Annotated in this window: 12 protein-coding genes and 2 tRNA genes; 1 reads left to right on the forward strand and 13 read right to left on the reverse strand. The window is 39.2% G+C overall.

The window, feature by feature from the left end:
* Nucleotides 1–2: 2 nt before the first annotated feature.
* On the forward strand, nt 3–1493 hold the full coding sequence (gene hutH, locus ACGE0T_RS01030) for a histidine ammonia-lyase (protein WP_459188714.1): 1491 nt from the start codon (nt 3–5) through the stop codon (nt 1491–1493).
* A gap of 85 nt (nt 1494–1578) precedes the next feature.
* Here the strand turns inward: hutH and ACGE0T_RS01035 are convergent, their stop codons facing one another.
* The 13 genes from ACGE0T_RS01035 to ACGE0T_RS01095 all read right to left on the reverse strand — a co-directional run bounded on the left by ACGE0T_RS01035 (nt 1579) and on the right by ACGE0T_RS01095 (nt 14293).
* Entirely contained in the window at nt 1579–2688 is a 1110-nt protein-coding gene (locus tag ACGE0T_RS01035; protein ID WP_459188715.1) for an Mrp/NBP35 family ATP-binding protein, read from the reverse strand.
* 27 nt (nt 2689–2715) lie between these two features.
* Nucleotides 2716–3474, reverse strand: coding sequence for a tRNA (guanosine(46)-N7)-methyltransferase TrmB (trmB, locus tag ACGE0T_RS01040; protein WP_459188716.1), 759 nt, complete (start codon nt 3472–3474; stop codon nt 2716–2718).
* A 66-nt stretch (nt 3475–3540) separates the two neighbouring features.
* Nucleotides 3541–5040: an L-lactate permease gene (locus ACGE0T_RS01045; protein WP_459188717.1), complete on the reverse strand. Its 1500-nt coding sequence runs from the start codon at nt 5038–5040 to the stop codon at nt 3541–3543.
* 364 nt (nt 5041–5404) lie between these two features.
* Nucleotides 5405–6613, reverse strand: a complete 1209-nt coding sequence (locus ACGE0T_RS01050) for a S41 family peptidase (protein WP_459188718.1) — start codon at nt 6611–6613, stop codon at nt 5405–5407.
* Nucleotides 6614–6649: 36 nt separating this feature from the next.
* Complete coding sequence (locus tag ACGE0T_RS01055) at nt 6650–7372, reverse strand: porin family protein (protein ID WP_459188719.1); 723 nt, start codon at nt 7370–7372, stop codon at nt 6650–6652.
* An 80-nt stretch (nt 7373–7452) separates the two neighbouring features.
* Nucleotides 7453–7526: transfer RNA gene (locus tag ACGE0T_RS01060), tRNA-Asn, on the reverse strand.
* Nucleotides 7527–7561: 35 nt separating this feature from the next.
* Nucleotides 7562–7635: transfer RNA gene (locus ACGE0T_RS01065), tRNA-Asn, on the reverse strand.
* A gap of 132 nt (nt 7636–7767) precedes the next feature.
* Entirely contained in the window at nt 7768–7938 is a 171-nt protein-coding gene (locus ACGE0T_RS01070) for a hypothetical protein (RefSeq protein ID WP_459188720.1), read from the reverse strand.
* Nucleotides 7939–7944: 6 nt separating this feature from the next.
* Nucleotides 7945–8124 carry a hypothetical protein gene (locus ACGE0T_RS01075; protein ID WP_459188721.1) on the reverse strand — a complete coding sequence of 60 codons (180 nt, stop codon included), beginning with the start codon at nt 8122–8124 and terminating at the stop codon, nt 7945–7947.
* 45 nt (nt 8125–8169) lie between these two features.
* Nucleotides 8170–10380, reverse strand: coding sequence for a peptidase domain-containing ABC transporter (locus ACGE0T_RS01080; protein ID WP_459188722.1), 2211 nt, complete (start codon nt 10378–10380; stop codon nt 8170–8172).
* Complete coding sequence (locus tag ACGE0T_RS01085) at nt 10380–12686, reverse strand: outer membrane beta-barrel protein (protein ID WP_459188723.1); 2307 nt, start codon at nt 12684–12686, stop codon at nt 10380–10382. Before ACGE0T_RS01085 ends, ACGE0T_RS01080 begins: the two co-directional genes overlap by 1 nt.
* Nucleotides 12676–14019 carry a radical SAM protein gene (locus ACGE0T_RS01090; RefSeq protein WP_459188724.1) on the reverse strand — a complete coding sequence of 448 codons (1344 nt, stop codon included), beginning with the start codon at nt 14017–14019 and terminating at the stop codon, nt 12676–12678. Before ACGE0T_RS01090 ends, ACGE0T_RS01085 begins: the two co-directional genes overlap by 11 nt.
* Nucleotides 14020–14077: 58 nt before the next feature.
* The gene (locus tag ACGE0T_RS01095; protein WP_459188725.1) at nt 14078–14293 is read right to left on the reverse strand and encodes a hypothetical protein; all 216 of its coding nucleotides are present in this window, start codon (nt 14291–14293) and stop codon (nt 14078–14080) included.
* Nucleotides 14294–14735 lie beyond the last annotated feature (442 nt).

The raw sequence follows: 14735 nt of genomic DNA on the forward strand, positions 1-14735 counted from the left end.
GTATGAGCAATGTCCATTATATAGGTTCGGAACCGCTTTCCTTTGAGAATATAGAACGGATTCTTACAGGCAATATGAAGCTGGAGATGACGCAGGAGGTGAAAGAACGCATCCAGCGTTGTCGTGATTATCTGGACCGGAAAATCGAACAACAGAACGAACCGCTCTATGGTATAACCACAGGTTTCGGTTCTTTATGCAACAAGAATATTTCGCCGGATGAACTCTGTGTATTGCAGGAAAATCTGGTGAAGAGCCATGCTTGCAGTATCGGGGATGAAGTAAGTCCCGTGATTGTTCGCCTGATGATGTTATTGAAGGCGCATGCCCTTTCTTTGGGATATAGTGGCGTTCAGGTGATTACCGTACAACGTATTCTGGACTTTTTCAATAATGATGTATTGCCGATAGTCTACGACCGAGGCTCTCTCGGTGCATCGGGCGACCTGGCTCCATTGGCAAATCTTTTCCTTCCGCTTATCGGAGTGGGCGATGTGTATTATAAAGGAAAGAAGCGGGAAGCTATTGCCGTGCTGGATGAATTTGCATGGAAACCTGTGAGGTTAAAAAGTAAGGAAGGACTTGCTTTGCTGAATGGGACACAGTTTATGAGTGCAAACGGCGTCTTTGCTTTGATGCGTGCTTTCCAGATATCCAAGCGTGCGGATTTAATAGCAGCTCTTTCCCTGGAGGCTTTTGACGGGCGTATCGATCCGTTTATGGATTGTATCCAGCAAATGCGTCCCCATCCCGGACAGATTGAGACGGGTAAAGCTTTCCGTGAAATACTGGAAGGCAGCGAACTGATAAACCGGAAAAAGGCGCATGTGCAGGACCCCTATTCTTTCCGCTGTATTCCTCAGGTACATGGGGCGACAAAGGATGCCATCCGGTATGTTTCGGGTGTGTTGCTTACGGAAATCAATTCAGTTACCGACAATCCCACAATATTCCCGGATGAGGATAAAATAATATCCGGAGGTAATTTCCACGGACAGCCACTCGCCATTTCCTATGATTTCCTTGCGATAGCTTTAGCCGAACTGGGCAATATTTCCGAGAGGCGTGTTGCGCAATTGATTATGGGACTTCGCGGGCTTCCCGAGTTTCTGGTGGCGAATCCGGGATTGAACTCCGGCTTTATGATACCTCAGTATGCAGCCGCCAGCATGGTGAACCAGAATAAGATGTACTGTTTTGCCGCCAGCAGCGATTCGATTGTGTCGAGCAATGGGCAGGAAGACCATGTGAGCATGGGAGCGAATGCTGCAACCAAGCTATTCAAAATTATGGATAATCTGGATCATATTCTGGCTATCGAGTTGATGAATGCCGCGCAAGGTCTGGAATTTCGCCGTCCGGCACGGACTTCGCCTGTCCTTGAAAAGTTCCTGAAAGCCTATCGGAAAGAAGTCCCTTTTATTGATGAAGATATTATCATGTATCCGGAGATACACCGTACGGTAGCGTTTTTGCGCCGGTATCCGGTTTAGATGGATATAGATTTAAAAGAAAGATGGCGCAAACCTGTATATCTGCGCTATCTTACTTTTAAATCTATATTTGTTATTATCTTTTTTATTTCTTCGTAACAACCACCCGTTTGGTCGGGTCCAGATGTTCGTTGCGGTAATCAATCTGTTTCACTACATTTTCTGCAAGGTCCTGGAAGGCTGCTCCGGTAATTGAATCCGGATTAAGAGCTACCGGTTTACCTGTGTCGCCTCCCTCGCAAATACTTTGTACAATGGGGATTTGTCCCAGTAAAGGAATATCCAGTTCTTCAGCCAGGCGTTTGCCGCCTTCTTTCCCGAACAGGTAATATTTGTTTTCCGGCAGTTCGGCAGGAGTGAACCATGCCATGTTTTCTACAAGCCCAAGCACCGGGACATTTATCTTTTCGCCCATAAACATACTGATACCTTTGCGTGCATCGGCAAGGGCGACTTCCTGTGGTGTGCTGACAACAATAGCGCCTGTGATGGCAAGTGTCTGGACCATCGTTAAATGAATATCGCTGGTTCCCGGCGGCAGGTCAATCAGGAAGTAATCCAAATCGCCCCAGTTTGCATCAGCTATGAGCTGTTTCAAAGCATTGCTCGCCATAGCGCCACGCCATAAAACCGCATCTTCCTTATTCACAAAGAAACCGATGGATAATAGTTTAACGCCATAATTCTCTGCCGGCTGGATTAACTCGCGTCCGCCTATTTCTTCCAGATAAGGACGGGCATCTTCCACATGAAACATTTTGGGTTGTGACGGACCGAATATATCTGCGTCCAGCAAGCCCACTTTGTATCCCTGTAAAGCCAAAGCTACAGCAAGGTTCGCTGCCACCGTACTTTTACCAACACCTCCTTTGCCGGAAGATACGGCGATAATGTTTTTTACATCCGGCAGTAGTTTATCCGGCTCCGGACGCGCTACCTGACGTGAAATTACTTCGATATTACCTTTGATTTCCACTTCCGGTCCTACGTAAGTGAGAATTGCTGTTTCTGCAGCTTTCACTACGGATTTGATAAACGGATCATTCGGCTTTTCAAACAGAAGGGAAAAGCTCACTTTGTTGCCGTCGATCCGGATATTGTCTTCTACCATGCCCATTTCGACAAGGTCTTTGCCGGTTCCGGGGTAACGCACCTTAGCAAGTGCATCCATGATAAGTTGAGGATATATTGCCATAATAAAATTATTTTGAATGAATCTTTTTTATTTGCCGGAAGCCAGTGCACTGCGCTTGCTCCGGTTGAAACTGCGGTAAGGGTCCAGTTCTATTTCCACATCCGGTTCGACCAACTCTTCCCGTTCTTCACAAACAAACTTAATGTATTTGATGTTCAGTCCCCGGTCCAGCCATTGCTGTTCATAGTAGGTGCGGATAGAAAGGATATCGTCTGTAAGTCCCGAATGATATAAATCGTCCGTACTGAACAGTACCGGATAATTATTTGCTTTTACCATCTCGCAAGTATAGGTGTACATAAAGTTACTGTCTGTTTTGAGATGGATGATGCCGTCTCCACTCAATATCTCGCGGTACATTTTCATAAAGCGGGTGGAAGTAAGACGTTTGCTTGCCTTTTTCATTTGCGGGTCGGGGAAGGTAATCCATATTTCAGCCACTTCTCCAGGAGCAAAGAAATGGGAAATTAATTCGATACTGGTACGGAGGAATGCAACGTTGGTCATTCCTGCTTCCAGTGACTCTTTTGCACCGGTCCACATACGTGCCCCTTTGATGTCGACACCGATAAAGTTTTTGCCGGGAAACAATTTTCCCAGTCCTACCGTATATTCTCCTTTCCCGCACCCAAGCTCAAGAACAATCGGGTGATTATTTTTAAAGAACTGTTCATGCCAGTGACCTTTCATTTCAAAGCCTTTTTCCTGTAATGCGGCAAACGGATATTGAAAGACATGCGGATAGCCCGCCATGTCGTCGAATTTTGCTAATTTATTCTTTCCCATGCTGCAAAGATAGTATATTTTTAATTCAGTGCAGGCGCTAAGTTGTATTCTATGCAGGCACGAAGGTTAGCTGAAAATATAGACAATCAGTCCGGCTATTATTACATACGCCAAGGCATACGGGATAGCAGCTTTCAGTATCTCGCCTTCTTTTCCCTGTTGGTTTCCTGCAGAGGTAGCGATAGCAATACTTTGTGGGGAAATGATTTTTCCTCCCGTAGCACCGACGGTATTTGCTGCCGATAGCCAGTTCGGGTCTACATGTATTTGTCCGGCAACACTGGCTTGTAGTTTCCCGAAAAGGATATTGGATGAGGTATCGCTACCGGTGATAAAAGTTCCGAGGCAACCGATAACCGGGGCAAACAGCGGATAAAAACTACCAGTGGTGGTTGCTAATGCAGTAGCAATAACGGAAATCATCCCTGCCATATCCATAATGGTGGATAATCCGACCAGACAAATTACTGTAACGAATGTCTTTTTTAATTGTTTGGCGGTATTCCAAAGCACGATAAACAGTTCTTTTACTTTCGCTCCCTGTATTAATCCGCCGATAAACGTTCCGACGAAAAGCAATACGCCGGCATGGGTCAACCATGAGATTGTGTAATTTACCGTCGAATCTTTAATCGGGAGACTGATATGTGTTACCCAGCTATTCACCAGCGTAGTTCGCAATCCGGGAAATAGAGGGCTCGTAAGAATAATTAAAAGCAGGATGAGCAAGTAGATACTCCATGCATTTAAAATATCTTTTCCTTTCAAATGACTTTGCCGGGCTTTTTCTTCTTTGCCGGCAGTCAGTTTGCCATAAGCAACAATTACCGCAATAGAAAGAATGCTTCCGATGATGGCAGGAGATTCCGCACCCATATAACGGGCAGCAAGATACTGGCTGGCTAATGATACTCCTCCGACTAATAAGGCTAAAAAAAGATTCTTAGGTAATGATTTTACTTTCGGGTCAGTCAGGAAGAGCAGTACAAGCGGAATTAAAAACATCAATACCGAGAGTTGTAATACGGTATTAGCACTCAACACCTGGACATCCAGATTCGTCTCTTTAGCCAGAACCAACACCGGTGTGCCAATCGCCCCGAAAGCCGTAGGTACACTGTTGGCTATCAAGCTGACTGTTGCTGAAAAGACAGGCTTGAACCCTAAACTGATAAGGATAGCTGCGGGAATAGCTACCGCAGTACCAAAACCCGCCATTGCTTCCAGTAATCCTCCAAAGCCCCATGTTAATAATAAAACCTGAATACTTTTATCTGTGGAGATGGAAGAAAACTGTTGTTTAATAATCTCCATCTTTTCCGTCTTCAGTAAAACATTATAGCTGAAGATGGCCATCAGAATAATGAGCAGGATAGGGGAAATGGCTTTCAATGTACCGTACAGGAAAGAATAAAACAAATCATTCGCTGCAAAATGAAAACCGAAAAGGGCTATCAACATAGTGGCGATAAGCGAAATAACACTACTCTTGTCTCCGGGCATCTTGAAAAAGGCCATGAGCACAATTAGTAGTAGAACCGGAATAATAGCAATAATCAGGGTCATAAATAGTTTGTTTTAATTGGAAGGCTAAACATTGTTGTCGGATAATCTTTTTTGTATAACAAATAAACAAGGCATTTTGGTTGCTGTTTATATGCTTTTTTGATAAAAATGGACCAATCCGGATTTATGGAGTTTAAAATGTCTGTTTAATCGTTTGAAAGTGTAAGAGATTCATTGTATGCTAAGAGTTAGTTCTCGGCTAAAAGGAAATGGGCGGTCTATAGTTTATGAGTAAGCAGGTATAGTTCCAACCAAAGTAAAAAAGCTTAACGACCCCGGCTGGTTATTTTAACCACCAAAGTCGTTAAGCTTTTTATCAGGGTCGCAATGTGAGAGGAAAACAGTGTTTGCTCTACACCTGTCCTTATTTTCCTGTATTAATATATTGTATGGCACGCTCCAATTGGGTATCGTTGCCTCTGAGGAATTCAGCTTTATTATATAAAGCCTCTATATCCGGAGTAAGTCCGACACCCTCATAAATATTACCATCTATATTTTTTAATACAGAGGTTGAAGTATATACATATAGCGCATTATTTTCAAAAGTTCCGGTATAGTTGTCATTGAAATTATTATTCAACGGCCCATGCCCGCCTTCTGTCCGTTCTCCGATAAGGCATCCGTTAGGTAAGGCACAGATAGCCATAGGGGTCATTTCTCCCATGCTTAGAGAATTAATGTCGGCTAATGCAACGATAGGTATATTGTCGATGTTCCTGTCAATATTAAGGTCCGGATTCGGATAAATGATGACAGGGGACCAGGGGGTATAATCAAGTCTTCCCATACCGTTTTTAGATTTAGTATATCCGGCAACAACTTCTTTGCTGATTAGCGGTGAAATAATCAGGTTCATATCTGCCAGATATCCACCTCCATTCCCTCTTGTATCAATAATAATACCTCTTAAATTTGGAGTTTCGGCTACTAACTCCAAATAGTTTTCGATAGTGTTTTTTATATTCCGGTTATTTAAATTTGTTTGGATATTGAAAGCACTAAGATATAAATATATAATACCGTTGTCTATATTATAGGAGTAGGTGCTCATGCCATTGCTCCCCTCTGATATTCCGTATTTTAAATTTCTGATACGACCTTTTCTTATATTTGCCGTAATTGTATTTTCTAATTCCTCCATTGAAAAAGGATCATGGTAATATTTTCTTTTTCTGATTTCTTTGTCTCCCGGATTGATTCCCCACCAGACAGATTTACCGGATTTGGACGAGGGATCGGTTTTATATAATAAAAGAGCATAATGATGGTCGATGAGGTTTTCTGTAATTTCAGTAAATAACTCGGTCGCTGTGATCGAATCCTTGCTATTCTCCATTTCCAATGCTTCGAAGCGGGGTTTGTATTCTTTGTAGACCTTATCCCAGTCAGTAGGGTCGACATCCCAAAATGCGTAACTATAATTCATGCCATTCCAGAAAGATTCGAAGATCTCATCCCAGGTCGTCAGGGATTTTTGATCCTGAGGATTTAAGATTGCAGGATTATCTTCTCTGCAAGCGTATAATAGGGAGGTTACGAAGAGTAACAATAATATTTTATAATGTCTCATTTGTCTTGTATGTTAATGTGAACTTTTATAGTGAGTTTATTTCTTTTTGCACCAGTCTCCCAGTGTGAACATGCAGCCCAGCTGGAGGGTAAAGGTATCATTGTAGCGATGTACCTGGTTCAGCATATAGTTTTTCTGTAAATCAGTCAGTCCACGATAATAACGTCCTTCTGCCAATAGTTGGATTTGTGGGGTTAGTTGATATTTCAAACCGAGTCCTATCATTAAACCACCGTCGAAACGGTTATCCCGCCGGGAATCAAAGGGAACTTTTTCATCGAAATGATAAGGAGCCGTGGCATTCGGATCTATGAGACTATAGAAATATTGGTTTTGGTTTCCTTTTGTTTTGCTTGAAACCCAATATCCGGCGTAGGCTCCGGCATTTACAAAACCTCTAAGTTTTTCGCCACCGAATGAGAAATGAGCGTAAACCGGTAATTGCATGAATCCGTTTTTTGTCTCACTGTTGATATCCCGGTACTGATGGCTCCGGTAGGAAAAGTAGTTCTTTTGTGTGTAAGATAAATCTGCTTGTAGTGCAAACCAATCGACGAATTCATATTGAACCGGTATACCTACGGTAAAACCTCCTTTGGAATCATAGTTACGATCGTAGGCATAGCCGGATGTTGTCGACAGGCTGTTGTGTGTGTATCCGGCTTGAACGCCGACTTTCCATTGTGCGGAAACATTGGCACAGTGGAAGGTTGCCAGTAAGACCAGCATCCATCGTAAATAAATCATGTTTGTTTTCATACAAAGAATTTATATTAGAGAGTGTTATTTCAAAAAAAAAGAGATACCATTTGATGATACCTCTCTACTTCTATTGTTCGCTCTTCCTCTTGGACTTGAACCAAGGACCCTCTGATTAACAGTCAGATGCTCTAACCAACTGAGCTAAGGAAGAAAATATGTCTTTCAGTCTTTCCCGATGTCTTTTTGCTCTTCCTCTTGGACTTGAACCAAGGACCCTCTGATTAACAGTCAGATGCTCTAACCAACTGAGCTAAGGAAGAATATATCTTTCAGTTTGAAGCTTTATTTTAGAACCTCTCTGAAATTGCACTGCAAAAGTAGAGGAACTTTTTGAAATATGCAATATCTTTGCTAAAAAATAAAGTAAAAAAGATATCTTCCCTTTAGACTATTTATTTTAATTCATTCGCTATTTGCTGATACAGAGCTGTTTTCTGATCTTCATCCAGGTAATAATATCCGAAGCCATTCTGGTGGGTATTGTCATTTTTGTAACCTTCGTAACGTATTTGCATAATAACCAGATGCGTATCAATGGGAACAATTGTTTTATAGGTGAGCATGTGCGTTTAGCAATAAAAGAAATAGCCTGCGGCAAGCAAGAGTATGAAAATTATGAGCAGGATGGTATTGCCCCAACGGATAAGGAAAGGAGGCATCTGTCCGATTATATTGCGTACTTTTTCACTGCGGAGTTCTATCCGGTCCTGTTCGTCGGAAGCCTGTTGTTTCATCTCGTCGTATTTCATAAGTAGTGCCTGATTATTTAATGAATAAACGGTTTTTAGTATAGTTCAACTCCCTAATTCCAATTGGTTCCGTACCAGATTGAAATAAGCGCCTTTTTGTTCTATCAATGCTTCATGTGTGCCCACTTCCTGAATACATCCTTTCTCCAATACTACAATTTGGTCGGCATTGCGTACGGTACTAAGGCGGTGTGCCACAATAATAACGGTTTTGCCCCGGTAGAAATCCGCCAGATTTTCCACTATGGCACGTTCGTTGTTGGCATCCAATGAATTGGTCGCCTCGTCGAAGTACAGGAAAGACGGATTTTTGTAAACAGCCCGGGCGATCAGGATACGTTGCCGCTGCCCCTGGCTTACACCCTGGCCATCCGGACCGATTACCGTATTATATTTTAAAGGCAAGCGTTCGATAAACTCTTCAATATTCGCAATTCGTGCAGCCAATAACAGGCGTGCCTTGTCTATTTCTTCATCGTCTACAGCTATGTTGCGGGCAATTGATTCGGAAAAGATATAACCGTCCTGCATTACAGCCCCGCATTGTTCGCGCCACCAACGGAGACTGAATGCCTGCAAATCATTGTTGCCGACAGTTATCAGTCCGTCTGCCGGTTTATAATAGCCCAGCAACAACTTGATTAATGTGGTTTTTCCACTGCCGCTTGTCCCGACAATAGCCGTGATTTTACCTTTCGGTATCTTTAAACTGACATCATCCAGTACTTTCGGGGAATGAATGCCTTCGTATTGGAAAGTGACATGTTTTAATTCGATATCCCGTTGGTTCCCATTGAAACCTGTAATCTGGCGTTCGGTAGATTCCTCTTCTTCACGTTGCCGTATCTCGCTCATGCGTTCCAAGCTGATTTGCACATCCTGCCAACCGTAAATAAACTGTACGAACTGTTCGACCGGAGCGCTCAACTGCCCGATGATATATTGGATTGCCAGCATCATACCCAGAGAAAGGCTTCCGCTAATGACGGAAGTTGCAGCAACAATCGTAATTACAATATTCTTTACTTCATTAATCAGGATGCTGCCGGCTTCCTGGCTTTGTTGCAATTTCATGGCTGCGATGTTTGTCTGGAATAGGTCGGCCTGTATATCTTCCCATTCCCACCGGCGGCGGCGTTCGCAATTTTGCAACTTAATTTCCTGCATTCCGTTCAGCATCTGCATTGTTTTACTTTGATTCCGTGCGCGTTGTTCAAAATAGGTATAATCCAGCAGGCGCCGTTTTTTCAGGAAGAGAAACACCCAGGCAGCATATAAGGCGCTTCCGAAAAAGAAAATCAGAAAGATAATCAGGTTATAATACAGCAATACCCCACCGAATACAACGAAACTGAATGCCGAAAAAAGTACGGTCAATGTTTGTGCTGTAAGAAACCGCTCCACCCGCTCATGGTCGTTAATCCGTTGTAATAAATCCCCAACCATCTTCGTATCGAAGAATGCCATCGGCAACCGCATCAGCTTAATCAGGAAATCCGAAAGTAGCGAAATATTCACCCGTGTACTGATATGCAACAATATCCAACGCCGGATAAAATCTACCGAAGCCCGGCTCAGTACCAGCATCAACTGTCCAATCAGAATCAGGTAAATCAGGTTCAGGTTTTTGCCGGCAATCCCTTTATCCACAATAGCCTGTGTCAGGAAAGGGAAAATCAATTGTAGAATACTGCCTAACGCCAGTCCGAGCAATAGTTGTACAAAAAAACGTTTGTATGGTTGGATATAGCTCCATAAGAAGCGTATAGGCTTCTCCATCTTTTGCCGTTCGTCTTTTTTTTCATAGAAAGCCGGTGTGGGTTGCAGCATCATAAGGACTCCTTTTTCTTCACCATGTGTACGGGTACTAATCCATGCGTTGCGAAATGTGTCCTCATTTACTTGAAGAAGGTTCTTACCCGGGTCGGCGATATAAAAAATATGTTCTCCGTTTCGTTTGGTCTTCACGTTATATAATACCACAAAATGTTCCTGGTTCCAATGAAGGATACAGGGGAAAGGTTTTTGTTCGATCACTTTATCCAATGCAATTCGCCCGCATACGGTACGAAAACCTAAATATTCCGCGGCATCGCTGACACTAAGTAAAGAAACACCTTCACGAGTAACCAGGCAAAGCTGTTGCATGGTCTCGGCGGTGTATTCTTTACCATAGTATTTCGCAACCATGCGAAGGCAGGTAGCTCCGCATTCCATTGCGTCGGGTTGCTGTATATGTGGAAAGGGATTTTGCATTATAACCTGTTTATTTCTTCTTTAGCTGCACTTGTGCCTTTATATTTTGAGCGAGTGGAATTAAAACGATAAGTTAATGTCAAACGAACTTGTCTGGTGTCATTATAATTCCACTTTGTGAAATCAGATTCTTCGCCATATAATATTGTAGAGCTTTTTTGAGTTGCTAAAATGTCAAATACTTGTAATTTGATATTAAGCTTTTTCTGAAGAAAAAATTTTTGTATGCTAAAATCAATGCTACCAGAAGACTTTGTATAGTATACATTCCAATTACAGGAGGTTGCATAATTCATATCTACGGATAAAATGAAGCCATGTGGTAGATTTAGTAAATTTTCCCAATAAAAAGTCCATCCCATCTTGTTAAAAGACTCTTTTTGCTTGTTTCTATACATTGAAAAATAAGGCTTGTTTAGGTAGATGGAAAAAGAAGGTTCCCAAATACCCCATTTGGGAGAATAATTAAACATCCAATTTAAAGATTGAAATTTAGGATAATTATTTACTGAAAATAGGATAATTCTATTGTCTTTTGGATATGGAGTAATGCTAAGTGCAATGTAATCCTTAATATTTGAGTAGTTAGCAGCTATTACAAAATCTTTATATCCAATATATAAACCCGCATTACGATCTAATTGAGGCTGTAATGCCGGATTTCCTGTTTCATACGAAAAACGATTGTTGTATTGAATATCACTTCTTAACTGATAAAAATAAGGACGTTTTGTTGTCTCTGAGTAGCTAAGTGAAATTCTAAAATCATTTTTATTGTATGATGCTGAAAAATAGGGGTATATATGGTTGTATATCCGGCTTTGATCAGGCATGTAAAAATTGTTTTCAAAATATGTATAGGATATATTTTCATAACGTATTCCAAAATCAATATTAAAATCTTTTATATTAGCGCTTATATTAAAAAAAGTAGCCAATTTGCGATCTTTTATATAACTGTTTTGGCTTGGAAGAATGTTTTCTGTATTAATAAAAATATTTTTTCTTTCAATAAGACTCAACTCATTTCCTATTTTTAGATTAAAGATGTTTACTTTATATCCTCCTACGATTTTATATGCATATAGCCAGTCTGTTGTTTTATTTATTGTATTGATATCTCTGTTATTATTGATAATACTGGATTCTTTGACAAATTGATCTCGTTCATTATTTCCATTTATATAGTCCATGTTGAAATCAATAGTCCATTTTTTGTTCAAAAATGAATTGTAATACATATTTATCTTATGTCTATTTCCTTTTACATCTTGAATACTGGAGGTGTTTAAATCATCGATTAAGATTTGATCCCCCCAATATTTGGAGACCGTTTCCATATTATGTTTACCGGGAGTTTTTGAATAGTCATAACGTATTCCAATATGATGATTTTGCAAAAAGTTGTAATTAACGCCTACTTGTGTACTCAGATTTTGATTTTTGTTAATTAAAATGTCGTTATCCTCTGAGTGGAAAATCGAATCAAGATATAATTTTTGTGATGAATTTTGTTTTTGCTTTTTTTGGCGATGAAGATAAGAGACAGAACCAAAAACATCAAGCTCTTTATAACGATAATTTAAGTTCAATTGTTCATATCCTGAGTAGCGGTAACCTTTTGAACCGTATGTGCTTGCGTAACCGCTGAAACCTTCACCCTGAGGCTTTATTGTTTTAATTTTCAATACGGATTTTATGGATGCGTCATATTCAGCCCCCGGATTCAATAATAATTCAACTTGAGCAATATCTTTTGCGCTTAGTTGAGACAACTCCGAATTGTCTCTGACTAAGCGATTATTTATGTAAATTTCAGGGGCTCCTTTGCCAAAGACCTGGAAATCTCCTTCGGAACCTAACACTCCAGGTATACGCCTTAGTAGATCGTTTGCTGTTCCAATATCCTGCAATAATGAATTTTGAACATTTGTAACTAACGTAGAGCCTTTCATTTGGTAAGTCGGTCGCTTCGCCTTTATTATAACATTTCTGATTTCTTGTGAGCTCATAGACATATTTATCTTAATCGGTGTTTTATTCTTATACAAATAGTATAAATCATTATAACCGATGTATGATATTTTCAATATGTAATTATTTGGTTCAGGAGGGGATAATGTAAAGCGCCCTTCTTCATTACTTACACATCCTAAAATAAATGTGGTATCTTTTTTATTGCATAGCAGTACATTTGCATAGCTTAAAGGATTATTGTGTTCATCGTAAACAAATCCTTCAATTTGCTGGGCATTAACATCCAAACAACAGATAATAAATAGAAGTAATAATCGGCTAATCTTCATCTTTTTTCTTGTTTATTGATTTGTAATGTAGCAGTAAACATTTTTTTAGCGCATTTTCATCCTTATATAAGGAGCAGAGGTCATATTTCCCATCTTCGTAAAGATTTCTTAATTTAGACCAGGCACATCCTCCCATACATAAAGGAAGGAAAAAGCATTCTAAGCATTTAGGATCATTAAAACAATTACATGCAATCATATAGCGAGTATATAATTTGCTATTGGTAAATTCATTTTGATTAATGTAACCCACAATCTTATCATGGTTACTGACATCGTTCCAACATTTGTATATTTCACCTTCAGGTCCTATAACATAAGAGTTTAATCCTGTCGCAGTACACGTCTTTGAATGTAAGCGAGGATAAAAATCAACTTTTAGGCCATCATTATCATTTAATTCATAATACAAGTTTCTAATATCGCTATGAGACATAGCAATGCAAGATAAACAATTACGTTCTTCATTGTCTATTCTCAATATTCCGGGATAAATTTCAAGATTGAACCCTTTCCACTTGTTTTTTAATTCTTTATAAATATCAACAAAATCATTTTTATTGTTTTGGTCTAAGTTAATTCTTAAGGATAATAATGTATCTGGAAGCTCATGTAAAATCAAATCGATGTTTTTTATTAATCTGTCGTAAGAGCCAGCATGTGATCCCCTAACTTTTCTGATTGTATCATGTCTGTCTTTTTTTCCATCTAATGTGATTTGAATACTGTTTAATGGGTGTTTTTTGAAAAAATCAATGACAGTTTGGTCTAAATTGTAACCGTTTGTAATGATATTATGGACATTGAGTGTGATTGGCAACTCTTCTTTTATGCGGGATATAATTTTTTGTATAACATCAAAAGCGAGTAGTGGCTCTCCTCCATACCATACCAGATTTATTTTTTTTGCCTGTTCATGAGATTTAATAAAACAAAGTAAGTATTCTATTGTCTTATCAGACATTTTTTTATATGTTTTATTTTCTTCAAAGCAATATGGGCATTCAAAATTACAGCTTGTTGTAGGTGCGATTACTAAAGAAAGTGTGTTCTGAGAATATGCTTGAATATTATTCTCTAACCTCATTTGTTGTAAAAAATCATCATCGTCATTTTCTGAAACAATTATATAACTTTTCTCTAATGAAAGAAGTAATTGCTTATCTATACTCTTTAATAGTGAAATATCTCTTGTTTCCTTGAACTTAAGAAGTGTATTGAACAAGGATATGGATATCTGATAGAAACTATTATTCTTGGATACGTAAATTAGATGCTTATCATTGCTTTCATTACTAAACAAGTAAGCATATTTGGAAATTGATTTTTTCATAATAAAAAAATAATTTTCTCGCAACTTTTTTTAGTTGCGAGAAAAGATGATTAAAATATTATCCAAATACCAAATCTGTTCCTGAAGGTATAATGCTGACATTATTATTGCCGCTACCACAAGTACAATCGCCTTCTTTGTCTTTGTTTTTGTTACTGTTAGCTTCTCCACAGCCACAGTTTCCTGGTGCATTACCAGCTTTCACCATACTTAATAGATTTGTGTCCAGCTTTTCATTTTCTAAAAGAACTAAATCGTTTAATTGCTTTTTCATGATGTTCTGATTTTTTTAGTTAATAAATTTATTATTTAGTGTCTTGGAAAATATGTTTTGCAAAACATGATAATGTTATATATCTTTAATTTGTTAGATTGTTATATTTCGATACTCTTCATATCTCTATTTCAATCTTTCTCAATATCTAAATCTTCAGTTTCAACCTAAAACTATTCGTCTAACATGCTATCGTATATCCAGCGTCCTCCTTTGATAAGAGTTAATTCTTCTATCGGAAGAATTTCTAAATTTTTAGTATGCATAATTCTTTTGTTATTTGATTCTGGATACAATATTATACTAAAAAAATCAGATGTTACATAATAATAATCTCATATTTACCTCATAAACCTAAAATATGTCTATTTTTATCTTGTAAAAAGTGGCTCTTATGAAAAATCAATATTGATATTTTCAGTCGCTATAATTACTTTATTAT

It is taken from the genome of Parabacteroides sp. APC149_11_2_Y6 (genome assembly GCF_054506995.1).

Coding starts and splice junctions, on each gene's coding strand:
- ACGE0T_RS01055 (WP_459188719.1), bottom strand. CDS start 7,372: ATGAAAACAAACATGATTTATTTACGATGGATGCTGGTCTTACTGGCA.
- ACGE0T_RS01075 (WP_459188721.1), bottom strand. CDS start 8,124: ATGAAATACGACGAGATGAAACAACAGGCTTCCGACGAACAGGACCGG.
- ACGE0T_RS01045 (WP_459188717.1), bottom strand. CDS start 5,040: ATGACCCTGATTATTGCTATTATTCCGGTTCTACTACTAATTGTGCTC.
- trmB (WP_459188716.1), bottom strand. CDS start 3,474: ATGGGAAAGAATAAATTAGCAAAATTCGACGACATGGCGGGCTATCCG.
- ACGE0T_RS01070 (WP_459188720.1), bottom strand. CDS start 7,938: ATGCTCACCTATAAAACAATTGTTCCCATTGATACGCATCTGGTTATT.
- ACGE0T_RS01080 (WP_459188722.1), bottom strand. CDS start 10,380: ATGCAAAATCCCTTTCCACATATACAGCAACCCGACGCAATGGAATGC.
- ACGE0T_RS01035 (WP_459188715.1), bottom strand. CDS start 2,688: ATGGCAATATATCCTCAACTTATCATGGATGCACTTGCTAAGGTGCGT.
- ACGE0T_RS01095 (WP_459188725.1), bottom strand. CDS start 14,293: ATGAAAAAGCAATTAAACGATTTAGTTCTTTTAGAAAATGAAAAGCTG.
- ACGE0T_RS01050 (WP_459188718.1), bottom strand. CDS start 6,613: ATGAGACATTATAAAATATTATTGTTACTCTTCGTAACCTCCCTATTA.
- ACGE0T_RS01085 (WP_459188723.1), bottom strand. CDS start 12,686: ATGAAGATTAGCCGATTATTACTTCTATTTATTATCTGTTGTTTGGAT.
- hutH (WP_459188714.1), top strand. CDS start 3: ATGAGCAATGTCCATTATATAGGTTCGGAACCGCTTTCCTTTGAGAAT.
- ACGE0T_RS01090 (WP_459188724.1), bottom strand. CDS start 14,019: ATGAAAAAATCAATTTCCAAATATGCTTACTTGTTTAGTAATGAAAGC.